Source organism: Pseudomonas sp. 9.2(2024) (assembly GCF_039695385.1).
GTDB classification, from domain to species: Bacteria; Pseudomonadota; Gammaproteobacteria; order Pseudomonadales; family Pseudomonadaceae; genus Aquipseudomonas; species Aquipseudomonas paraglycinae.
Genome location: NZ_CP155585.1, coordinates 2,410,938 through 2,434,172, shown reverse-complemented (window position 1 = coordinate 2,434,172; position 23,235 = coordinate 2,410,938). Strand labels below are relative to the sequence as shown.

18 protein-coding genes and 3 tRNA genes are annotated in these 23,235 nt (G+C 61.7%); 2 read left to right on the top strand and 19 right to left on the bottom strand.

Annotation, left to right across the window (positions count from 1 at the left end):
• Nucleotides 1-75: 75 nt before the first annotated feature.
• From ABFB52_RS10905 to leuC, 19 genes are all read right to left on the bottom strand, one after another.
• Nucleotides 76-152: transfer RNA gene (locus ABFB52_RS10905), tRNA-Asp, on the bottom strand.
• A 93-nt stretch (nucleotides 153-245) separates the two neighbouring features.
• Nucleotides 246-322, bottom strand: a tRNA-Asp gene (locus ABFB52_RS10900).
• A gap of 55 nt (nucleotides 323-377) precedes the next feature.
• Nucleotides 378-453 (bottom strand) — tRNA-Val (locus ABFB52_RS10895).
• A 90-nt stretch (nucleotides 454-543) separates the two neighbouring features.
• Nucleotides 544-1,320 carry an SDR family oxidoreductase gene (locus tag ABFB52_RS10890; RefSeq protein WP_129974336.1) on the bottom strand — a complete coding sequence of 259 codons (777 nt, stop codon included), beginning with the start codon at nucleotides 1,318-1,320 and terminating at the stop codon, nucleotides 544-546.
• Nucleotides 1,317-2,528, bottom strand: a complete 1,212-nt coding sequence (locus tag ABFB52_RS10885; protein WP_085747827.1) for an O-succinylhomoserine sulfhydrylase — start codon at nucleotides 2,526-2,528, stop codon at nucleotides 1,317-1,319. The genes ABFB52_RS10890 and ABFB52_RS10885 overlap by 4 nt, the downstream gene beginning before the upstream one ends.
• A gap of 80 nt (nucleotides 2,529-2,608) precedes the next feature.
• A complete protein-coding gene (gene purF, locus ABFB52_RS10880) occupies nucleotides 2,609-4,114 on the bottom strand; it encodes an amidophosphoribosyltransferase (RefSeq protein ID WP_007956466.1) in 1,506 nt (501 codons plus the stop codon).
• A gap of 41 nt (nucleotides 4,115-4,155) precedes the next feature.
• A complete protein-coding gene (locus tag ABFB52_RS10875; RefSeq protein ID WP_007956464.1) occupies nucleotides 4,156-4,716 on the bottom strand; it encodes a CvpA family protein in 561 nt (186 codons plus the stop codon).
• Between the two features lie 98 nt (nucleotides 4,717-4,814).
• Nucleotides 4,815-5,483: an SPOR domain-containing protein gene (locus ABFB52_RS10870; protein ID WP_102687011.1), complete on the bottom strand. Its 669-nt coding sequence runs from the start codon at nucleotides 5,481-5,483 to the stop codon at nucleotides 4,815-4,817.
• Nucleotides 5,467-6,774 carry a bifunctional tetrahydrofolate synthase/dihydrofolate synthase gene (folC, locus tag ABFB52_RS10865; RefSeq protein ID WP_129974335.1) on the bottom strand — a complete coding sequence of 436 codons (1,308 nt, stop codon included), beginning with the start codon at nucleotides 6,772-6,774 and terminating at the stop codon, nucleotides 5,467-5,469. The genes ABFB52_RS10870 and folC overlap by 17 nt, the downstream gene beginning before the upstream one ends.
• Entirely contained in the window at nucleotides 6,771-7,691 is a 921-nt protein-coding gene (gene accD / locus ABFB52_RS10860) for an acetyl-CoA carboxylase, carboxyltransferase subunit beta (protein ID WP_064378840.1), read from the bottom strand. The genes folC and accD overlap by 4 nt, the downstream gene beginning before the upstream one ends.
• 192 nt (nucleotides 7,692-7,883) lie before the next feature.
• Nucleotides 7,884-8,498, bottom strand: coding sequence for a phosphoribosylanthranilate isomerase (locus tag ABFB52_RS10855; RefSeq protein ID WP_129974334.1), 615 nt, complete (start codon nucleotides 8,496-8,498; stop codon nucleotides 7,884-7,886).
• Nucleotides 8,499-8,562: 64 nt separating this feature from the next.
• The gene (gene truA / locus ABFB52_RS10850; protein WP_085607862.1) at nucleotides 8,563-9,387 is read right to left on the bottom strand and encodes a tRNA pseudouridine(38-40) synthase TruA; all 825 of its coding nucleotides are present in this window, start codon (nucleotides 9,385-9,387) and stop codon (nucleotides 8,563-8,565) included.
• A 150-nt stretch (nucleotides 9,388-9,537) separates the two neighbouring features.
• Nucleotides 9,538-12,174: a FimV/HubP family polar landmark protein gene (locus ABFB52_RS10845; protein WP_102717963.1), complete on the bottom strand. Its 2,637-nt coding sequence runs from the start codon at nucleotides 12,172-12,174 to the stop codon at nucleotides 9,538-9,540.
• Between the two features lie 209 nt (nucleotides 12,175-12,383).
• Nucleotides 12,384-13,394: an aspartate-semialdehyde dehydrogenase gene (locus tag ABFB52_RS10840; protein ID WP_129974185.1), complete on the bottom strand. Its 1,011-nt coding sequence runs from the start codon at nucleotides 13,392-13,394 to the stop codon at nucleotides 12,384-12,386.
• A 193-nt stretch (nucleotides 13,395-13,587) separates the two neighbouring features.
• Nucleotides 13,588-14,700: an aspartate-semialdehyde dehydrogenase gene (asd, locus tag ABFB52_RS10835; RefSeq protein WP_129974184.1), complete on the bottom strand. Its 1,113-nt coding sequence runs from the start codon at nucleotides 14,698-14,700 to the stop codon at nucleotides 13,588-13,590.
• A 66-nt stretch (nucleotides 14,701-14,766) separates the two neighbouring features.
• A complete protein-coding gene (gene leuB / locus ABFB52_RS10830; RefSeq protein WP_085655206.1) occupies nucleotides 14,767-15,849 on the bottom strand; it encodes a 3-isopropylmalate dehydrogenase in 1,083 nt (360 codons plus the stop codon).
• A gap of 69 nt (nucleotides 15,850-15,918) precedes the next feature.
• Nucleotides 15,919-16,683: a class I SAM-dependent methyltransferase gene (locus tag ABFB52_RS10825; protein WP_129974183.1), complete on the bottom strand. Its 765-nt coding sequence runs from the start codon at nucleotides 16,681-16,683 to the stop codon at nucleotides 15,919-15,921.
• Nucleotides 16,684-16,718: 35 nt separating this feature from the next.
• The gene (gene leuD, locus ABFB52_RS10820) at nucleotides 16,719-17,363 is read right to left on the bottom strand and encodes a 3-isopropylmalate dehydratase small subunit (protein ID WP_129974182.1); all 645 of its coding nucleotides are present in this window, start codon (nucleotides 17,361-17,363) and stop codon (nucleotides 16,719-16,721) included.
• An 11-nt stretch (nucleotides 17,364-17,374) separates the two neighbouring features.
• Entirely contained in the window at nucleotides 17,375-18,793 is a 1,419-nt protein-coding gene (gene leuC / locus ABFB52_RS10815; protein WP_011333350.1) for a 3-isopropylmalate dehydratase large subunit, read from the bottom strand.
• Nucleotides 18,794-18,933: 140 nt separating this feature from the next.
• Here leuC and ABFB52_RS10810 point away from each other — a divergent pair, with 140 nt between their 5' ends.
• Complete coding sequence (locus tag ABFB52_RS10810) at nucleotides 18,934-19,824, top strand: LysR family transcriptional regulator (RefSeq protein ID WP_007956444.1); 891 nt, start codon at nucleotides 18,934-18,936, stop codon at nucleotides 19,822-19,824.
• Nucleotides 19,825-19,892: 68 nt separating this feature from the next.
• Nucleotides 19,893-23,171, top strand: a complete 3,279-nt coding sequence (locus ABFB52_RS10805; protein ID WP_085747835.1) for a bifunctional diguanylate cyclase/phosphodiesterase — start codon at nucleotides 19,893-19,895, stop codon at nucleotides 23,169-23,171.
• Nucleotides 23,172-23,235 lie beyond the last annotated feature (64 nt).

Here is a 23,235-nt window from a genome sequence, read left to right as displayed (position 1 = left end):
CTTTGCTATCGATGCCGAATCAACCCGAGGTTGCTTTCGGTGTTTCAAGGCGTTCAGTGATCCTTGAAACAGATATGGCGCAGCGGACGGGACTCGAACCCGCGACCCCCGGCGTGACAGGCCGGTATTCTAACCGACTGAACTACCGCTGCGTATCGCTTTGAGCTGACGCTCAAGTAACTCGTTTGACTGAAAGCTTCGGTGCTTTTCAATCGCGAACCAGACATTGTCTGACTCGTTAAATATGGCGCAGCGGACGGGACTCGAACCCGCGACCCCCGGCGTGACAGGCCGGTATTCTAACCGACTGAACTACCGCTGCGCGTCGGTGCAGGCACTTTCAGCCTACGCTCTTGCTTACGCAAGTATCTCGGGAGTGGTGGGTGATGACGGGATCGAACCGCCGACATTCTGCTTGTAAGGCAGACGCTCTCCCAGCTGAGCTAATCACCCGTTTGCATCTCCGAGGCCGCGAAATTTACGCAGGTAGCGAACCTAAGTCAATAGCAGGATTGAAGTTTTTCTAAAAAAGACGAAATTGCTTCATTCCTTATAAATCATCTTCTTGGTCATGCCGCCATCGACCACGAATTCCTGCCCCGTCACAAACCCTGCATTCTTCGACAGCAACCACGCCACCATCGCCGCCACATCCTCGACCGTCCCTACCCTGCCCGCCGGATGCTGGGCATGATCGGCATCGGTCAACGGCTCCGCGCGTCGGGCGGAAGGGTCCCGCGCATCGATCCATCCAGGACTGACCGCATTGACGCGAATCTCCGGCCCGAGACTGATCGCCAGTGCGTGAGTCAGCGCCAGCAAACCGCCCTTGCTCGCCGCATAGGCCTCCGTATCAGGCTCCGACTGCGCCGCTCGGGTCGAGGCCAGATTGACGATCGCCCCGTTGTGCGCACGCAGATATGGCGCACAGTGCTTTGCCAGCAACATCGGCCCACCGAGGTTCACCGCCAACACCCGATTCCAGTAAGCCAGATCGAGACTTTCCAGCGTGATGTTGTGGGGGTCCGCCACGGCAGCATTGCACACCAACGCATCCAGACGACCAAACTGCCCCAGCACCTCAGCGACACCCAACGCCACCTGGCTTTCGTCCGCGACGTCCATGGCGATGAACCAGGCGTTCTCACCCAACACCTTCGCCACTTTCGAACCCCGTGTACGATCCAGGTCCGTCAACACCACCTGCCAGCCTTCGCTGATCAGCCACGCAGCGATGCCCAGACCGATCCCGCGCGCGGCACCCGTGACCAATGCAACGCGGCCATGGGTGCCGATCTTTGGCGTAGACAACTCGATCACAACGCCGCCAGACCGCGCGACAGGTCGGCTTGCAGGTCAGCGACATCTTCCAGACCGACCGCGATACGGATCAGGCTGTCACGAATGCCGGCTGCCTCACGCTCCTGCGGCGCCAGACGGCCGTGGGACGTGGTGCTCGGGTGGGTGATGGTGGTTTTGCTGTCACCCAGGTTGGCCGTGATCGAAATCAAACGGGTCGCATCGATGAAGCGCCAGGCGCCCTCTTTGCCGCCCTTGACCTCAAAGCTCACCACCGCACCAAAACCCTTCTGCTGACGCTGGGCCAGCTCGTGCTGCGGATGGCTCTTGAGTCCGGCGTAATGCACCTTCTCGATACCTTCCTGCTGCTCCAGCCATTCGGCCAATTGCTGGGCGTTGGCGCAGTGCGCCTTCATCCGCAGGTTCAGGGTTTCCAGACCTTTGAGGAAGATCCAGGCATTGAACGGGCTCAGGGTCGGCCCAGCGGTACGCAGGAAACCGACGATTTCTTTCATCTGCTCGCTGCGACCGGCAACCACGCCGCCCATGCAACGGCCCTGGCCATCGATGAACTTGGTGGCCGAGTGCACAACGATGTCTGCGCCCAACTTCAGCGGCTGCTGCAAGGCAGGCGTGCAGAAGCAGTTGTCGACCACCAGCATCGCACCCTTGGCGTGCGCGATTTCCGACAGCGCGGTGATATCCACCAGCTCAGCCAACGGATTGGACGGCGACTCGACGAACAGCAATTTGGTGTTGGACTTGATCGCTGCGTCCCAGGCCGACAGATCGGCCAGCGGCACGTAATCAACTTCCACGCCGAAGCGCTTGAAGTACTTTTCGAACAGGCTGATGGTCGAACCGAACACGCTGCGCGACACCAGCACATGGTCGCCGGCGCTGCACAGGCTCATCACCACCGCCATGATCGCAGCCATGCCCGTGGCGGTAGCAACCGCTTGCTCGGCGCTTTCCAGCGCGGCAATACGCTCTTCGAACGCGCGAACGGTCGGGTTGGTGTAACGCGAGTAAACGTTGCCCGGCACTTCCCCGGCAAACCGTGCGGCCGCATCGGCGGCGGTACGGAACACGTAGCTGGAAGTGAAGAACATCGGATCACCGTGCTCGCCTTCCGGCGTACGGTGCTGACCGGCACGTACGGCCAGGGTATCGAACGCTACGCCTTCGAGGTCGCTGTCCAGCCGACCGGCATCCCATTCCTGACTCATGCTGTCACTCCTTGCCCTGTTCTCGATAAATAAAAGTCTTTTGCCAGATACAAAACCGGCCCCTAAGGGCCGGTTGAAACTCAGTTGTTGTACAGATCGATGATCGCACTGACCGCCTGGGTCTTGACCTTCGAGGCATCGTTGCGTGCCTGTTCGATCTTGTTCAGGTAAGCCTCGTCGACGTCGCCGGTGACGTACTTGCCGTCAAACACTGCGCAATCGAAGTTTTCGATCTTGATCTTGCCGCCGCCGACCGCTTCGATCAAGTCAGGCAGGTCCTGATAGATCAGCCAGTCGGCGCCGATCAGATCAGCGACATCCTGAGTCGAACGGTTGTGGGCGATCAGCTCGTGAGCGCTCGGCATGTCGATGCCGTACACGTTCGGGAAGCGAACAGCCGGAGCCGCCGAGCAGAAGTAGACGTTTTTCGCGCCGGCCTCGCGGGCCATCTGGATGATCTGCTTGCAGGTGGTGCCGCGAACGATCGAGTCATCCACCAGCATCACGTTCTTGCCGCGGAACTCCAGCTCGATGGCGTTGAGCTTCTGGCGTACCGATTTCTTGCGCGCGGCCTGGCCGGGCATGATGAAGGTACGGCCGATGTAACGGTTCTTGACGAAGCCTTCGCGGAATTTCACGCCCAGATGATTGGCCAGCTCCAGCGCGGCAGTGCGGCTGGTGTCCGGAATCGGGATGACCACGTCGATGTCGTGCTCCGGACGCTCGCGCAGGATCTTCTCGGCCAGCTTCTCACCCATGCGCAGACGGGCCTTGTAGACCGACACGCCGTCGATGATCGAGTCCGGACGCGCCAGGTAGACGTGTTCGAAAATGCACGGGGTCAGGGACGGATTGGTCGCGCACTGACGGGTGTGCAGCTTGCCGTCTTCAGTGATGTAGACCGCTTCGCCCGGTGCCAGGTCGCGGATCAGGGTGAAGCCGAGCACGTCGAGCGAAACGCTTTCGGAGGCGATCATGTACTCGACGCCTTCGTCGGTGTGACGCTGGCCGAACACGATCGGGCGGATGCCGTGCGGGTCACGGAAACCGACGATGCCGTAACCGGTCACCATCGCCACGACAGCGTAGCCACCGACGCAACGGTTGTGCACGTCGGTCACGGCGGCAAACACGTCTTCTTCGGTCGGTTGCAGCTTGCCGCGCTGGGCCAGCTCGTGGGCGAACACGTTGAGCAACACTTCCGAGTCGGAGCTGGTGTTGACGTGACGCAGATCGGATTCGTAGATCTCTTTGGCCAACTGTTCAACGTTGGTCAGGTTACCGTTGTGCGCCAGGGTGATGCCGTACGGCGAGTTGACGTAGAACGGTTGAGCCTCGGCCGAGGTCGAGCTGCCGGCAGTCGGGTAACGGACGTGGCCGATCCCCATGTGGCCGACCAGGCGCTGCATGTGACGCTGTTGAAACACGTCACGCACCAGGCCATTGTCCTTGCGCAAGAACAACCGGCCATCATGGCTGGTCACGATACCGGCAGCGTCCTGGCCGCGGTGCTGGAGCACGGTTAGCGCGTCATACAGCGCCTGATTGACGTTCGACTTACCGACGATACCGACGATGCCACACATGCGACGCAACCCCTACTTAATGGATCTGAACTGAACAACACTCACTGAGGCGTTTTCGCCGACGGCAAGAGTTGCTCCTTGAACGGAATATCAGCGGGTACGCTGATTCCGCTGGCAAGCCACTGACTGCTCCACCCGAGAATCAGGTTCTTGGACCAGTCTGCGACCAATAGAAACTTTGGCACGAGCTGTGATTCTTTCCACCACCCGTCCTGCTGTACCGGCCCCAGGCTCAACAGCCCGACCGCCACGACCACCAGCAACACGCCACGCGCAGCGCCGAAGGCCATGCCGAGGAATCGATCGGTCCCGGACAACCCGGTGACGCGAACCAACTCGCCGATAAGATAATTGATCATTGCGCCCACGATCAGTGTGGCGACAAACATGATGGCACAGCCCGTGATCACACGAGCCGACGGTGTTTGAATGTATCCGGCGAGGTACTCGGACAGTGAGCCACCGAACATCCAGGCAACGGCTCCTGCGATGATCCAGGTCACCAGCGACAATGCTTCTTTGACGAAGCCGCGGCTCAAACTGATCAAAGCGGAAATGGCGATGATTGCAACGATCGCCCAGTCAACCCAGGTAAATGGCACAGTGCAGCCTACAGACGGATAAGGCGGCGCATTTTAGCAGAGCGCATGGCTGTCGGTAAGCTGCGATTTTCAGTGCATTTCTATCGAGGTGATAGATATCAGCCGCGTTCGGGCTGGAAGCGCACCACAAACCCCTTGAGGTTCTGCTGACGGCTCAGCAGATCGCGCAGGCGATCGGCTTCGGCACGCTCGATCAGCGGACCGACGAACACCCGGTTCTTGCCATCGGCGGAACGGATGTAAGCGTTATAGCCCTGGCTGCGCAGGGTTTTCTGCAGGCTTTCGGCGCTGGCGCGGCTCGACAGACTGGCCAGTTGCACCGACCAGCTCACCGACAGGCCATTGGCATCGACGCGGCTTTGAGTGGTATCCGGTTTGGCAGACAGCGCAGCGATCGGCTGAGCCGGGGCTGTGGTTGGCTTGACCACAGGAGCGGGAGCGGGAGCCGGTGCAACCGGTTTGGCTACCGGCGCCGGAGCCGGAGCTGGCGCGGCGGAAGCAATCGGCGCCGCTGGCGCCGCTTGCTCGGCGACCTCGTCATCGCTCGGCACTGGCTCTTGCGGCAGAACCTGCGGCTCGGGCACGGCCACGGTTTCCATCTGGATCTGCGCCACGGCAGGCGCTTGCGGTGCGGCCGGCGCATCGACGGTCACCTGACGCTGCTCATCCTGACGGGAAAACAGCATCGGCAGGAAAATCACCGCCAGCGCCACCAGCACCAGGGCACCAACCATGCGCTGTTTGTACGCTTTATCCAGCAAAGCCATTTGCCGCTTCCTCCGTGGAGCGCCGAGACAGCCATTCGAGGGCCTCGGCGACACAATAAAATGATCCGAACAGCAAGATCTCGTCGTCGCTGGTGGCCACTGCACACTGCCCTTCCAGCGCAGCCGCCACACTGTCATAAGACGTGACCGATGCGCCAAGGTTCTGCAGTGCAACATTCAATTCAGCCACCGGCCGCGCACGCGGCGAATCCAGCGGCGCCACCGCCCAATGCTGGACGCTGGCATTCAATTCACCGATGACACCGTCCAGATCCTTGTCCGCCAACAGGCCGAACACCGCCAGACGCTTGCCGACCGGTGGACGAGCAGCCAGACGCCGCGCCAGATACTCCGCCGCATGCGGGTTATGGCCAACGTCCAGCAGCAGATTCAAGCGCTTGCCGTTCCATTCGAACGAACGACGATCCAGGCGACCGACCACGCGAGTCGCCTGCAACGCCGCAACAATCTGTTCGGCATCCCATGGCAAACCGAGCAGCAGATACGCCTGCAACGCCAGCGCGGCGTTTTCCATCGGCAGATCAAGCAGCGGCAAATCGCGCAGCTCGACGACCTGACCGTCAGCATTAGTGCCGCGCCACTGCCAGAATTGATCAGTGATGCCGAGATCGAAATCCCGCCCGCGCAGGAAGAACGGGCAAGCAAGCTCACGCGCCTTGTCCAGCAGGGGTTGTGGAGGATTCAGATCGCCGCACAGCGCAGGCTTGCCCTGACGGAAAATCCCGGCCTTCTCGAAGGCCACGGATTCGCGGGTATTGCCCAGGTAATCGGCATGGTCGACACCGATGCTGGTGACCAGCGCGATATCGGCATCGACCACGTTGACCGTATCCAGACGCCCGCCCAGCCCGACTTCCAGCACCACCGCGTCGAGCCCGGCCTGTTGAAACAGCCAGAACGCCGCCAGAGTGCCCATTTCGAAGTAAGTCAGGGAAGTCTCGCCGCGCCCCGCTTCGACCGCCGCGAAGGCTTCGCACAGCTGCGCGTCAGTGGCTTCGACGCCATTGAGCTGCACCCGCTCGTTGTAACGCAGCAGGTGCGGAGAATTGTAGACACCGACGTTCAGGCCCTGCGCCCGCAGCAATGAAGCCACGAAAGCGCAGGTCGAACCCTTGCCGTTGGTGCCGGTGACCGTAATCACCCGTGGCGCCGGCTGGCCCAGTCCCATGCGGGACGCTACCTGTTGCGAACGCTCCAGCCCCATGTCGATGGCCGATGGATGCAACTGTTCAAGGTAGGCGAGCCACTCGCCAAGGGTGCGCTCGGTCATACGTTGGCAGGCACCGGCGGAACGACGATCGGCTCGATCGGCGCAGCAACGAATTTAGGCGTCGGCTTGCCGGTCAGTTGCGCCAGCAGGTTGCCCAGACGCGGACGCAATTCGCGACGGTCGATGATCAGGTCGATGGCGCCGTGCTCCAGCAGGAACTCGCTGCGCTGGAAGCCTTCCGGCAGTTTTTCGCGCACGGTCTGCTCGATCACGCGTGGACCGGCGAAGCCGATCAGGGCTTTAGGCTCGCCGACGATCACGTCGCCCAGCATCGCCAGACTGGCGGAAACGCCGCCGTAGACCGGGTCGGTCAGCACGGAGATGAACGGAATGCCTTCTTCACGCAGACGCGCCAGCACGGCCGAGGTCTTGGCCATCTGCATCAGCGAGATCAGGGCTTCCTGCATCCGCGCGCCACCGGAGGCGGAGAAGCAGACCATCGGGCAACGGTTTTCCAGCGCGTAGTTGGCGGCGCGTACGAAGCGCTCACCGACGATGGCGCCCATGGAACCGCCCATGAAGCTGAATTCGAACGCCGAAACCACAACCGGCATGCCCAGCAGAGTGCCGCTCATGGAAACCAGTGCGTCTTTCTCGCCGGTCTGCTTCTGGGCGGCGACCAGACGGTCCTTGTACTTCTTGCCGTCGCGGAATTTCAGACGGTCAACCGGCTCCAGATCGGCGCCCAGTTCAGCACGGCCTTCGGCGTCCAGGAAGATGTCGATGCGCGCACGTGCGCCGATGCGCATGTGGTGGTTGCACTTAGGGCAAACGTCCAGGGTCTTTTCCAGCTCCGGACGATACAGCACAGCCTCGCAGGACGGGCATTTGTGCCACAGACCTTCAGGGACCGAGCTCTTCTTGACCTCGGAACGCATGATCGAAGGGATCAGCTTGTCTACCAACCAGTTGCTCATGCTTTCTTTCTCCAGTACCGGCGGCCCGAACGCTCTGGTTCGCGGCCCCGCGTATGCCCTTCAGCTAAATTCATGTGTGGCGATGATCGTCCGGACTGCCGGGTCAGCGGAACTGACCTGCGTACACCCCGAAAAGACCCTCAGCCTCTTTTCTACAGAGCTGTGGACGGCGGCAGTCTGCCAGCCGTCACATCAGCGTACGGCGTTGATGAATGCACGAATCTTTGCGTGATCCTTGATGCCCTTGCTCGCCTCTACCCCGCCGCTGACATCCACGGCATACGGCCGCACCCGGGCAATCGCATCGGCGACGTTCTCCGGCGTCAGGCCGCCGGCCAGAATCAACGGCTTGCTCAAGCCTTGCGGAATCAATGACCAGTCGAACGCCTCGCCGGTTCCGCCGGGCACGCCTTCGACATAAGTGTCGAGCAGCACGCCGCTGGCGCTTGGGTAGGCATCGCAGGCTGCGGCAATGTCATCGCCTGCCTTGACCCGCAAGGCCTTGATGTACGGCCGGTGCCAGCCTTCACACTCGGCGGCGGTTTCGTCGCCGTGGAACTGCAGCAGATCCAGCGGCACGGCATCGAGGATTTCCCCGAGTTCGCAGCGGCTGGCATTGACGAACAACCCGACCGTGGTCACGAACGGCGGCAAGGCGGCGATGACCGCCCGCGCCTGCTGCACGGTCACGGCCCGGGGACTTTTAGCGTAGAACACAAAACCGATGGCATCGGCCCCGGCCTCGACGGCTGCCAACGCATCTTCCATGCGGGTAATCCCGCAAATCTTGCTGCGAACGGCTGACATGTCGATAAAAACCCCAAGGCAAATCCGAGAAAGTCCCGGATGGTAACAAATGCGTTCGAGGGCGTCAGCCGTCAAGTTCCGAGAAACCCGTAAGGAAATGTGGCCCGATGAAACGCTCGGGCAACGGGAACTCGTCGTGGTACTCGACCTGCACCAGATACAGGCCGAACGGATGCGCCGTGACCCCGCCGGAACGCCGCTCGCGGCTCTCCAGCACTTCTTTCATCCACTCCACGGGCCGCTCGCCGGCGCCAATAGTCATCAGCACCCCGGCAATGTTGCGCACCATGTGGTGCAGGAACGCATTGGCGCGGATGTCCAGAACGATCATTTTGCCGTGACGGGTCACGCGCAGATGATGCATCTTTTTGATCGGCGACTTGGCCTGGCACTGGCCGGCACGGAACGCGCTGAAATCATGGGTACCGATCAGGTACTGCGCGGCTTCGGCCATGCGCTCGACGTCCAGCGGACGGTGATTCCAGGTGATTTCTTCGTTGAGATGCGCCGGGCGGATCTGATCGTTGTAGATCACGTAGCGATAGCGCCGGGCAATCGCCTTGAATCGCGCATGGAAATGCGCCGGCATGACCTTCGCCCAACTGACGCTGATGTCGTGGGGCAGATTGATGTTGGCGCCCATGACCCAGGCTTTCAGCGAACGGTCGACCTGGGTATCGAAATGCACCACTTGCCCGCAGGCATGCACACCGGCGTCGGTGCGCCCGGCACATTGCAGCGAGATCGGCGAGTCGGCGACCTTCGACAGGGCTTTTTCCAGGGTTTCCTGCACGGTGAGCACACCGGTGGACTGGCGCTGCCAGCCGCTGTAGCGCGAGCCCTTGTATTCAACGCCCAGCGCGACGCGGAAAAAGCCTTCGGGTGCCATTTCGGCGGCCGGGTTATCTATGTTTGCCAAGTCGGGACAGCCTGCTGATCTACAAAGGCGGGCATTATAAGGCGACGGGACGGGGAAACCAGACCCAAACAAAAACGGCAGCCTCATGGGCTGCCGCTTTGTTTACCGCTGAAGGCCGACTCAGGCCAGATGCGAAAGCATTTCGCTCGCTTCGCTCTTCTGTTTGTCGTTGCCCTCGCTGATGACTTCATTGAGGATATCGCGCGCGCCGTCGTTGTCGCCCATGTCGATGTAGGCCTGAGCCAGATCGAGCTTGGTCGCGGCTTCGTCGGTACCGGACAGGAAGTCGAAGTCATCCTCACCCAGATCGTCGCCCAACGCGGCATCAGCTTCGGTGAAGCTTGGCTCATTGATGCTGCTCGACAGACGATCCAGCTCGGCGTTGACGTCGTCCAGTTCGGCGGCGAACGCATCCGGCTCGGCAGGCGCCGCGTCCATTTCGTCGGCCAGGGACAGGTCGAAATCGGCTGGCAGCTCCAGATCGTCCTGCGGCACGTCGGTCACGGCCGGGGTTTCGACCAGCGGCAGATCCTTCACGCCTTCGTCCAGATCCAGCAGGAAATCATCGTCTGCCAGCTCGACCGGCGCAGGCGCAGGATCGGCACCGAGGTCCAGATCCAGGTCGAAGTCCGACAGGTCGTCGAGGTTTTCCTTGATATCGGTCTGCTGCTGCAGCACCGATTCGAAGCTCAGGTCGTCGTCAGTCGGGAATGCGTCGAGTTCGACCGGCGCTTCCGGCTCGACAGCCGCCACAGGCTCTACTGGCGTGATGTTGTCGAGATCGTCGAGGCTCAGATCGAAAGCGCTGTCCAGTTCGGCATCTGCCGCAGCAGGCGCTTCAGGCTCGTCGAGCAACAGCTCCTTGACGTAATCCTCGTCCAGCTCGGCGGCAATGGCCGCTGCCGCCAGACCGCTGGCCGCGACGACCGCCATGGCCGGGAAGCGGCTTTTCAGCTCTTCGACCTTGGCGAAGTTGTCGCCATTGGCAACCAGTTGGCGCTCCTGACCGACAAAGGCATCGCGATCACCCTGACGACCGTAGACTTCCATCAGCTTCAGGCGCAGATCGCTGCGCTGCGGCTCCAGACTCACGCCCTCCTCCAGCAGCGCGGCCGCTTGATTCAGGCGACCGCCGTCGATGTGCGACTGCGCCTTGTCCAGCACGTCGTCGGAACGCTCGGCGGCCGGCGCCACCAACGGCGCGGCGATCGGCTCGGCCATCACGACTGGCGCAACTACAGCAGCAGCGGCTGGGGCTGGGGCTGGGGCTGGGTTCAGCTTGACGCTGGCGGCTGGCACTTCCAGACCTTCGAAGCTGCTTTCCGGCAGATCGAGGTCCTGGGAGAACGATTGCTCCTCCAGGGCACGGGCCATTCGCAGGTGTTTTTCGGCTTCCTGCTGGGCCTTGCGGCGACGAGCCAGCAGCAACAGCAGGAGCAGCAGAACCACTGCACCGCCACCGACCAGACCCAACAGGATCGGATTGGTCAGCAGTTCGTTGAAGGTTTTTTCGTCATTGGCGGCCGGCGTGGTTTCAACCACAGGCTCGACAACCGGCTCTACCGGTGCCGGAGCAGCAGCCTCAGGTGCAGGTGCGGCCGGAGCAGCCTCTGCCGGAGTAGCCGGCGGCGTGGCCGCCAGTTCCGCGGTGATCGCCGGCACCACTGGCGCAGTGGCGGCGGTCGCGGGAGCAGCGCCCGAGCCTTCGGCCTGCATTTTCGCCAGTTGATTGTTCTTCAGCTCGATCAGGCGCTGCAGCTTGTCCAGCTGGCTTTGCAGATCGGCCATGCGGCTTTTCAGTTCTTCGTTGTCACGACGGGTGGTGTCGAGACTTTCCTGGGTCACCGCCAGTTTGTTGCTCAGGGCCTTGGCGTCGCCGGCCGGGCCCTTGCCACGCGCCTTGGCGCTTTCGGCGGACACCAGGCTCAGGTTGTCCTTGGCGTTTTGCGCAGCACCGGTATTGGCGCGGCCACGATTGGTCGCATCGAGTTGCTGCTGACCGGCGCCCGGCTTGGCCACATAACGACGGCCCTGGCGCCAGGCTTCGTTCTGCGCAGCCACTTCAGCAATCGCTTTGGACTGCGGCAGCGCGGTGCTTTGCACCTGATCCGGCAGACGCAGCACCTGTCCGGTTTTCAGGCGGTTGATGTTGCCGCCGATGAACGCGTCCGGGTTCAAGGCCTGGATCGCCAGCATGGTCTGCTGCACCGAACCGCCGGTGCGCGCCTTGGCGGCGATTTCCCACAGGGTGTCGCGTGGCGTGGTGGTGTGGGTCGAATGCGTGGCGCCGGTGGTCGGTGCGGTGATGGTTTGTGCCGGCGCAGGCTGAGCGGCGGCATCAGCGGTCTGCGGCGAGAACTTCGACGGATCCAGCAGCACGCTGTAATCACGTAGCAGACGGCCGTTCGGCCACATTACCTGCACGAGGAATTTCACCATCGGTTCCGACAGCGGCTTGCTCGACGTTACGCGCAGCACGCTTTTGCCGCTGGCGTTGAGCACCGGGGTGAAGGTCAGATCATTGAGGAAGGCCTGGCGATCGACGCCGGCCTTGGCGAAATCTTCCGGCGAGGCCAGGCTCGGCACCACTTCGGCAGCGGTCAGATCCTTGACATCGAGCAGCTCGATTTCCGCCACCAGCGGCTGGTTCAGGGTCGACTTCAGGGTCAGCTCCCCGAGCCCGAGGGCATGCGCCATACCGGAGGACAGCGCCGAGGCGGCCGCTATTGCTAACACCAGTTTGCGAACTTGAACCATAGCCTCTTCCTTTGTTTGAACGTTCCTCGGCCAGCGAGAAGATGTTGATTGTCGCTGCCGTAAGGCATTGCGCGCGACGACGACAGCATGCCGCGCGCGATCATTTCTTTGATGCCCCGGAAAGTCCCGGAGGGTGACACGTCATCGAGTGCTCCGGCCAAGCATAGCGCTCGCCTAGAATCAGTCGACAAATTGTTGCCAAGTATCTTTTACAGCAGGTCTTTTATCAACAACTCGGCGACCTGCACGGCGTTGAGGGCCGCACCTTTGCGTACGTTATCTGACGTCAGCCACAGATTAAGTTCCGACGGCTCGTCGACACCGGCACGCACGCGCCCGACATAAACCACGTCCTGCCCGACCGCGTCACCGACGGCGGTCGGATAATCGCCGGCCTCGACCAGCTCGATGCCCTCGGCCTCTTCAAGCGCGGCGTTGACCTTTTCCAGGTCGACCGCGGCCGCTGACTGCAAGGTCACGCTAAAGCTATCGCCAAAAAACACCGGGGCTTGAACGCAAGTTGCGGAAATCTTTAATAAAGGCTTGGCCAGCACCTGACGCAGCTCGCGCACCAGACGTTTTTCCAGCAGCGTGTGGCCTTGCGCGTCGGGCGTGCCGACCTGAGCCAGCAGGTTGAAAGCCATCTGCCGGTCGAAGAATGTCGGCTCCAGCGGACGCATGTTCAACAACTCGGCGGTCTGGCGCGCCAGCTCGGTCACGGCTTCGCGGCCCTGGGCGGAAACCGCCAGATTGGCGGTGACATGCACGTATTGCAGCTCGATCAGATCGAGCAGCGGCGCCAGCACCACGGCCAATGTGGTGGCCGACGGGCTCGGACTGCTGACCTGGAACGGTACTTTCAAACCGGCCAACACAGCGGCATTGGCTTCCGGCACCACTTGCGGCGCCTGATCCGCCGACAAGGCGCCGGACAAGTCGACCAGCGAGCAACCTGCCGCGTGAGCGCGGGCGGCGTAACTCAGAGTAATGGCCGGGCCGGCGGCGAAGAACGCCAGCTTGACCTTGCTGAAATCGAACTCGTCGACTTCACGCACGCGCACGTTCTTGTTGCGAAACAGCACCGAGCTGCCGGCGGATTCGCTGCTGGCCAGCAGGTGCAACGTGCCCACCGGGAAGTCGCGCTCTTCGAGAATCTGCACGAGGGTTTCGCCGACAGTACCGGTGGCGCCGATCACGGCAATATCAAGGGTCTGGGTCATGTTGCTACCTCTGGCGAAACGGGGGGAGCGGCACTTTACCGGGTGAGTCGCACGCAGGCAATTCGCGCCCGCCGCGAAGAGCGGACGCGGAGCGTCCATGGCTGCATTCCCACGCAGAGCATGGGAACGATCAACAGGTACAAAAAAACCCGCGCCTCTTGCGAGGCGCGGGTTCTCTCATTGCATCAAGCGATCAACGCTCAAGCAGGATCCGCAGCATGCGACGCAGCGGTTCGGCCGCGCCCCACAGCAGTTGGTCGCCGACGGTGAAAGCACCGACGAACTGCGAACCCATGTTCAGCTTGCGCAGACGACCAACCGGTACGTTCAGGGTGCCGGTGACTTTCGTCGGGCTCAGCTCCTGCATGCTGATATCGCGGCTGTTCGGCACCAGTTTGACCCAAGGGTTGTGCTGGCTGATCAGCCCTTCGATGTCGGCGATCGGCACGTCTTTGTTCAGCTTGATGGTCAGCGCCTGGCTGTGGCAACGCATGGCGCCGATGCGCACGCAGATGCCGTCGACCGGGATCGGGCTCTTGAAGCGACCGAGGATCTTGTTGGTCTCGGCCTGGGCCTTCCACTCTTCGCGGCTCTGGCCGTTCGGCAGTTCCTTGTCGATCCACGGGATCAGGCTGCCGGCCAGCGGTACGCCGAAGTTTTCGGTCGGGTACGCGTCGCTGCGCATGGCTTCGGCCACACGACGGTCGATGTCGAGGATCGCGCTGGCAGGATCGGCCAGTTGATCGGCGACAGCGGCATGGGTCGCGCCCATCTGCTTGATCAGTTCACGCATGTTCTGCGCGCCGGCACCGGAGGCCGCCTGATAGGTCATGGCACTCATCCACTCGACCAGACCGGCCTCGAACAGACCGCCCAGGCCCATCAGCATCAGGCTGACGGTGCAGTTGCCGCCGATGTAGTTCTTGGTGCCCGCGTCGAGCTGCTGGTCGATGACCTTGCGGTTGACCGGGTCGAGGATGATGACGGCGTCGTCGTTCATCCGCAGGCTCGAGGCCGCGTCGATCCAGTAACCCTGCCAGCCGGCTTCGCGCAGCTTCGGGAATACTTCGCTGGTGTAGTCGCCGCCCTGGCAGGTCAGGATCACGTCGAGGGTCTTCAGCTCTTCAATGCTGTAAGCGTCCTTGAGCGGAGCAATGTCCTTGCCCACGGACGGGCCTTGGCCACCGACATTGGAAGTGGTGAAAAACACCGGCTCGATAAGATCGAAATCCTGCTCTTCCAGCATCCGCTGCATGAGCACGGAACCGACCATGCCGCGCCAACCGATCAGACCTACACGTTTCATCGCAACTACACCTTCTTGAAAAGTGGGCCGCTGCTTTGTATTGAATTTCGCAGCGGGCCCGAGAGATTACAGATTCCGCAGCGCGGCGACTACTGCGTCACCCATTTCCTGCGTACCGACTTTAGTGCAACCGGTCGAAAAGATGTCGCCGGTGCGCAGACCCTGATCCAGCACCACGCTGACCGCTTTCTCGATGGCATCCGCCGCTTCGTGCAGATTGAAGCTGTAACGCAGCATCATCGATACCGACAGAATGGTCGCCAGCGGGTTGGCGATGCCTTTGCCCGCGATGTCCGGCGCCGAACCGTGGCAAGGCTCGTACATGCCCTTGTTGTTGGCGTCCAGCGAGGCCGACGGCAGCATGCCGATGGAGCCGGTGAGCATCGACGCTTCATCGGACAGGATGTCGCCGAACATGTTGTCGGTGACGATCACGTCGAACTGCTTCGGCGCACGCACCAGTTGCATGGCGGCGTTGTCGACGTACATGTGGCTCAGCTCGACGTCCGGGTAATCCTTGGCCACCTGCTCGACCACTTCACGCCACAGTTGGCTGGACGCCAGCACGTTGGCCTTGTCCACCGAGCACAGTTTCTTGCCACGCACGCGGGCCATGTCGAAACCGACGCGGGCGATGCGGCGGATTTCGCTTTCGCTGTACGGCAGGGTGTCGTAGGACTGGCGCTCGCCGTTTTCCAGGGTGCGGGTGCCGCGCGGTGCGCCGAAGTAGATGCCGCCGGTCAGCTCACGGACGATCAGGATGTCCAGGCCGGCAACGATTTCCGGCTTCAGGCTCGAAGCGTCGGCCAGTTGCGGGTACAGGATCGCCGGACGCAGGTTGCCGAACAGGCCCAGTTGCGCGCGGATTTTCAGCAGGCCGCGTTCAGGGCGGATGTCACGTTCGATGGTGTCCCATTTCGGGCCACCCACGGCGCCCAGCAAAACGGCATCGGCAGCGCGAGCGCGGTCGAGGGTTTCGTCGGCCAGCGGCACGCCGTGCTTGTCGATGGCGGCACCACCGATCACGTCATGGCTCAGCTCGAAGCCCAGGCTGTACTTGTCGTTGGCCAGCTCCAGCACCTTGACCGCTTCGGCCATGATTTCCGGACCAATACCGTCGCCTGGGAGAATCAGAATCTGCTTGCTCATGCTTTCCTCGTGTCTTCAGTCGGTGCGCCATCGACTGGCGCGCCCGGAAAAATACTTATCGTTTCAGGATTACTTTTCAGCCCAGAGCACCAGTACATCTGTACTGAACGAACCATCGGCCTCAATCTCAAAATATTCGCGCACTTCGTTGCCCATCGATTGCTGCAACTGGCGGATCGCGGCGCGCATCACTTCGGGTGTGCGCATGCGCTCGACCCAGCTGTTGTACTCCAGACGCAGGCGCTGACGCGTGGTGCTGCGGGTGTGCAGACCGGCCTCGCTGACCTGGCGCACCCACTCACCGGCCGAATAATCGCGCACATGGCTGGTGTCGCGCAGCACTTCGACACTCTGCAAATAGGTGTCGAACAGCGGACTGCCCGGCGACAGCACATCGATGAACGCCGCCACGCCGCCCGGCTTGAGCACACGACGCACTTCGCGCAAGGCCACGCCGAGGTCACTCCAATGGTGCGCCGAATAGCGGCTGAACACGAAGTCGAATTCGCCATCGGTAAACTGCAGACGCTCGGCGGCGCCATTGACCGTGGACACGTTGCTCAAGCCGCGATCAACGGCAGCGGCGGCCACCACGTCGAGCATCTGCTGCGACAGGTCATAGGCCACCACTTCTTTCACCAACGAGGCAACGTGAAAACTCACGTGCCCGGCGCCACACCCCAGATCCAGTACCCGTGCCTCACCCTGCCCCGCCAGCTCAGCCTGCAGCAGCGCAAATTCAGTGCCTTGAGCGTGAACGGCGCTGCTCAGGTAGGCGGCGGCCTGTTCACCGAATTGCTTTTGTACAACCTGACTGTGGGCGGTGCTGGTCATGGGTACGTCCTTTTCTGGGTTTCAACCTTTCAGATTCACGCGTCGCGGAACAACCACGGCTGGCTCGCGCAATGCTTGGCTTCAAACGCGGCAATCGCATCGCCGTCCTGCAGGGTCAGGCCGATGTCGTCCAGGCCGTTGAGCAGGCAGTGTTTGCGGAAGGCGTCGATCTCGAAGCGGTAGACCTTGCCGTTCGGGCTGGTGACGGTCTGCTCGTGCAGATCGATCTGCAACTGATAGCCCGGCGCGGCTTCGACCTGCTTGAACAGCTCGTCGACTTCGGCGTCGCTCAGGATGATCGGCAGCAAGCCGTTCTTGAAGCTGTTGTTGAAGAAGATGTCGGCATAGCTCGGCGCGATGATGCTGCGGAAACCGTACTCTTCCAGCGCCCACGGCGCGTGTTCACGGCTGGAGCCGCAACCGAAGTTCTCGCGGGCCAGCAACACGCTGGCGCCTTGATAACGCTCGGCGTTGAGCACGAATTCCTTGTTCAGTGGACGTTTGGAGTTGTCCTGATACGGCTGACCCACATCAAGGTAACGCCACTCGTCGAACAGGTTCGGGCCGAAACCGGTGCGCTTGATCGACTTCAGAAACTGTTTCGGAATGATCTGGTCGGTGTCGACGTTGGCACGATCCAGAGGCGCGACGAGACCAGTGTGCTGGGTAAAAGCTTTCATGCTGCGCTCCTTTAGATCAATTCACGAACGTCGATGAAACGACCGTTCACCGCCGCCGCAGCGGCCATGGCCGGGCTGACGAGGTGGGTACGGCCACCGGCGCCCTGACGGCCTTCGAAGTTACGGTTGGAGGTCGAGGCGCAATGTTCGCCGGACTCCAAACGGTCCGGGTTCATCGCCAGACACATCGAGCAACCCGGCTCGCGCCATTCGAAACCGGCTTCGAGGAAGATCTTGTCCAGACCTTCGGCCTCGGCCTGCGCCTTTACCAGACCCGAGCCCGGCACCACGATGGCCTGTTTGATGGTCGACGCAACCTTGCGGCCCTTGGCGATCACCGCCGCAGCGCGCAAGTCTTCGATCCGCGAGTTGGTGCAGGAGCCGATGAATACGCGGTCGAGCTGAATGTCGGTGATCGCCTGATTGGCGGTCAAACCCATGTATTTCAAGGCGCGGACGATCGAGTCGCGCTTGACCAGATCCATCTCTTTAGCCGGGTCCGGCACGTTCTGATCAACGGCCAACACCATTTCCGGCGAAGTGCCCCAGCTGACCTGCGGCTTGATCTGCGTGGCGTCGAGCTCGACCACGGTGTCGAAATGCGCGTCGGCGTCGGACACCAGGTCTTTCCAGGATTCGACCGCCAGATCCCACTCGGCACCTTTCGGTGCGAAAGGACGACCCTTGACGTAATCCACGGTCTTCTGGTCCGCCGCTACCAGGCCCACGCGGGCGCCGGCTTCGATGGACATGTTGCAGATGGTCATGCGGCCTTCGATGGACAGGTCGCGGATCGCGCTGCCGGCGAATTCGATGGCATGGCCGTTACCGCCGGCGGTGCCGATCTTGCCGATCACCGCGAGGACGATGTCCTTGGCGGTCACGCCGAACGGCAACTGGCCTTCGACGCGCACCAGCATGTTCTTCATTTTCTTGGCGACCAGGCACTGAGTGGCGAGCACGTGCTCGACCTCGGAGGTGCCGATCCCGTGAGCCAAGGCGCCGAACGCGCCGTGGGTCGAGGTGTGCGAGTCGCCGCAGACCACGGTCATGCCCGGCAAGGTCGCGCCCTGCTCCGGGCTGATCACGTGAACGATGCCCTGGCGCACGTCGTTCATCTTGAATTCGACGATGCCGTATTCATCGCAGTTGTCGTCGAGGGTCTGAACCTGCAAACGCGAGACCTGGTCGGCAATGGCTTCGATGCCGCCCTTGCGCTCCGGGGTGGTCGGTACGTTGTGGTCCGGGGTGGCGATGTTGGCATCGATGCGCCACGGCTTGCGCCCGGCCAGACGCAGGCCTTCGAAGGCTTGCGGCGAGGTCACTTCGTGGATGATGTGACGATCGATATAGATCAGCGCCGAGCCATCGTCGCGCTGCTTGACCAAATGCGAATCCCAGAGCTTGTCGTAGAGCGTTTTGCCGGCCATCAGACGGTTCCTCATCAGCTTGTTTCTATGCCCTGGGCTTATCAATAACCCTTTGGCTTGTGAGGCCGATCCTATGGGGTTAGATTAAATAACTCAAATTCATATTTTTTATGCTTTGGATAACCAACTGGAATACGAACATGGACCTGGCCAACCTCAATGCTTTTATCGCGATTGCCGAGACCGGAAGCTTCTCCGGCGCCGGTGAACGGCTGCACCTGACACAACCGGCGATCAGCAAACGCATCGCCGGGCTGGAGCAGCAATTGAATGTGCGGCTGTTCGACCGGCTCGGTCGTGAAGTGGGCCTGACCGAGGCCGGCCGGGCCCTGCTGCCAAGGGCTTATCAGATTCTCAACGTACTGGACGACACGCGCCGTGCTCTGACCAACCTGACCGGAGAAGTTACGGGTCGCCTGACTTTGGCCACCAGTCACCACATCGGCCTGCACCGCTTGCCACCGCTGTTGAGGGAATACACTCGCCGCTACCCACAGGTGGCGCTGGATATTCAGTTCCTCGATTCGGAAGTGGCCTACGAAGAAATCCTCCACGGCCGCGCAGAGCTGGCGGTCATCACCCTGGCGCCGGAGCCACATACGCTGGTCAAGGCCACGCCAGTCTGGGATGACCCGCTGGATTTCGTGGTCGCCCCGGAGCATTCATTGATCAGCAACGGCGCCGTCACATTGGCGGACATTGCCGGCCATCCGGCGGTTTTCCCCGGCGGCAACACCTTTACCCACCATATTGTCCAACGGCTGTTCGAGGCTCAGGGGCTGACGCCGAACATCGCCATGAGCACCAACTACCTGGAAACCATCAAGATGATGGTGTCGATCGGCCTGGCCTGGAGCGTTTTGCCGCGCACGATGCTCGATGAACAGGTGGCGCGCATACCTTTACCGGGCATACAGCTCAGTCGCCAGCTAGGCTATATCCTGCACACTGAAAGGACGCTGTCGAATGCTGCACGGGCGTTTATGGCCCTGCTGGACGCTCAAATCGATCTGCCAGGGACTCTCGGCTAACTTGTGCTACTCCTATAGAGCTGCCGTCCCTGTGCCTAACGCCCAAATCAGCTCAAGGCCCCTTAACAATGCCGAAATCTGTTGACCGTATTCCGCCGATGCCGCGTATTCAGGCCATTGATCCACGGCGATCCGAGCAGAGCTGGGAGAGCGCGCCGCAATTGCTCGCGGCGCTCAACGGTGCCCGCCTCGGCGCCTGGTACTGGGACATCGAGCGCGGGCAGATCAGTTGGTCGCGCGGCACTCAGGCCTTGTTCGGCTTCGATCCGCGGCAACCGCTGCCCGAAGACCTGGAATACCTTGACCTGCTGCCGCCGGAAGACCGGGCGAAAACCATCCGCGCCTTCCACGCGGTGATTGCCGGTGCGCCGCTGGAACAGGCGATGCACCACCGCATCCGCTGGCCCGACGGCAGCCTGCACTGGCTGGAGATCAACGGAAGCCTGTTGCCGGACAAACACGGTCGCCCCCGAATGATCGGGGTGATCCGCGAAATCACCCACCAGCGGCAACGGGAACAGGCGCTCAGCAGTTCGGAGAAACGTTTTGCGACACTGTTTCACCTGTGCCCGAACATGGTACTGCTGACCCGTCAGGAAGACGGCCTGATCAGCGAGGCCAACCAGTATTTTGAAAGCCTGTTCGGCTGGCCGGTGCAGAGCGCCATTGGTCGCACCACCCTGGAACTGGGCCTGTGGGTGCATCCCGAGCAACGGGCCGAGCTGGTCAAGAAGACCAAGGCCAAGGGCGAACTGATCAGCATGGAGGTGCAGTTTCGCGCCAGCAACGGCCAGATCCACGACGGCATCCTTAGCGCGCAAAAGGTCGAACTCGAAGGCCAGCCGTACCTGCTCAGTACCTTCCTCGACACCACTGAACGCAAAGCCGCCGAACATGCCCTGAAAGACAGCCAGGAACGCCTCGACCTGGCGCTGGATTCGGCGCAGCTCGGCACCTGGGACTGGCACATTCCCAGCGGCATGCTCTATGGCTCGGCCCGCGCTGCGCAATTACACGGTCTGGAGCCAAAACCGTTCCATGAGTCGTTCGAAGAGTTCTTCGAGGGCGTCCCCGGCGAAGAGCGCGACAGCATGCGCGACGCCTATCGCAGCCTGCGCGAAGGCCCGGCCGGCAATTACCAGCTGACTTACCGCGTACAACTGCCCGACGGCAGCTCGCGTTATCTGGAAAGCCGCGCCCGCCTCTATCGCGACGACAACGGCGTACCGTTGCGGATGGCCGGCACCCTGCTGGACATCACCGATCAGGTTGAACGCGAGCAACGGCTGGTGGCTTCGGAAGAGAAATTCGCCACACTGTTCCAGGTCAGCCCTGATCCAATCTGCGTGACCCGACAGGAAACCGGGGAATTCATCGAGATCAACTCCAGTTTCTCCCAGACCTTCGGCTGGAGCGCCAGCGATGTGATCGGCCATACCGCCGAAGAAATCGGCCTGTGGGACGCCTCCGCGAAAAGCCTGCAACGCATCGAACGGGTGATCCGCGAACAGGGCCTGAGCAATGTTGCGATCATCGTCCAGCACAAGGACGGTCAGTCGCTGACCTGCGTGATCTCCAGCCGGCAGATCAGCGTCGGCAACCAGCCGTGCATCGTTACCACGCTGCGCGACATCACCCAGCAACAGCGCTCGGAAGCGGCGCTCAAGGCCAGCGAAGAGAAATTCGCCAAGGCGTTCCACTCCAGCCCCGACGCCATCACCATCACCGAGCGCGACACCGGACGCTATCTGGAGGTCAACGACGGTTTCTGCCGCCTCACCGGCTACCGCGCCGACGAAGTGGTGGGCAAAACCGTGTATCAGGTCGGCATCTGGGCCGAAGAAAAACAGCGCTCGGCACTGCTCGCCGAGCTGCAGATCAAGGGCCGCGTACACCATCAGGAAATGCTCGGGCGCAACAAGCGCGGCGAGATCCTGACGGTGGAAGTCTCGGTCGAACCGATCACTCTCAACGAAACCGCCTGTCTGCTGTTGACCGCCCGGGACGTCAGCCTGCTGAAGAACGCCGAGGCGCAGATCCGCCACCTGGCCTATCACGATCCACTGACCAACCTGCCCAACCGCGCACTGCTGATGGATCGCCTGAGCCAGCAGATTGCCCTGCTCAAGCGCCACAACCTGCGCGGTGCGCTACTGTTTCTCGATCTGGATCACTTCAAGCACATCAACGACTCGCTGGGTCACCCGGTTGGCGACACGGTGCTGAAAATCATCACCGCGCGGCTTGAAGCCAGCGTGCGCATGGAAGACACCGTGGCGCGGCTCGGTGGCGATGAATTCGTGGTGTTGCTCAGCGGTCTGGAGGGCACGCGCAACGAAGTCAGCGCGCAAGTACGCGAGCTGGCCGACACCATTCGCGAACTGCTGTCAGAGCCGATGTTCCTCGACGGCCAGCGCCTGCAAGTGACGCCGAGCATCGGCGTGGCGCTGATTCCCGATCACGGCTCGACCCCGACCGACCTGCTCAAACGCGCCGATATTGCGCTGTACCGGGCCAAGGATTCGGGGCGCAACACCACGCAGATGTACCACAACACCATGCAAAAGGCGGCCAGCGAACGGCTGCGCATGGAGACCGACCTGCGCCTGGCGCTGTCCCGGGGCGAGTTCGACGTGCACTACCAACCGCAAATCGACGCCCGGGACAACCGCATCATCGGCGCCGAAGCCCTGGTGCGCTGGAATCACCCGGAACTCGGCGCGCAATCGCCCACCGAATTCATCAAGGTGCTGGAGGACAGCGGGCTGATTCTGGAAGTCGGCACCTGGATCCTCGATGAGGCGTGCGAAGCCTTCAAGCAATTGATCGCCGAAAAACTGATCGACCCTCTGGCCTTCAGCCTGTGCGTGAACATCAGCCCCCGGCAGTTCCGCCAGAATGACTTCGTCGAGCGCATCGAGCGCAGCATGAGCAGCCACGGCCTGCCCTGCTCCTTGCTGAAACTGGAAATCACCGAAGGCATCGTCATTCAGAATCTGGAAGACACCATCAGCAAAATGCGTCGTCTGAAAAAACTCGGCGTGAGTTTTGCCATGGACGATTTCGGCACCGGCTATTCATCGCTGACCTACCTGAAACGATTGCCGGTGGACACGCTGAAGATCGATCAGTCGTTCATCCGCGACGCCACCACCGACCCCAACGACGCCGAAATCATCCGCGCCATCGTCGCCATGGCCCGCAGCCTGGAACTGGAAGTGATCGCCGAAGGCGTGGAAACCCCGGAACAGCTGGCCTTCCTGCAAGGGCTGGGCTGCCATTTGTATCAGGGTTATCTGCACAGCCGGCCGTTGCCGCTGGAAGGGTTGAAGGGATTGCTGAAATGACCCGACACCTGCGATTGCTTGTCGCAAGTATTGACCCAGGCCGGTAATTGCCAGGGTTGGCGGC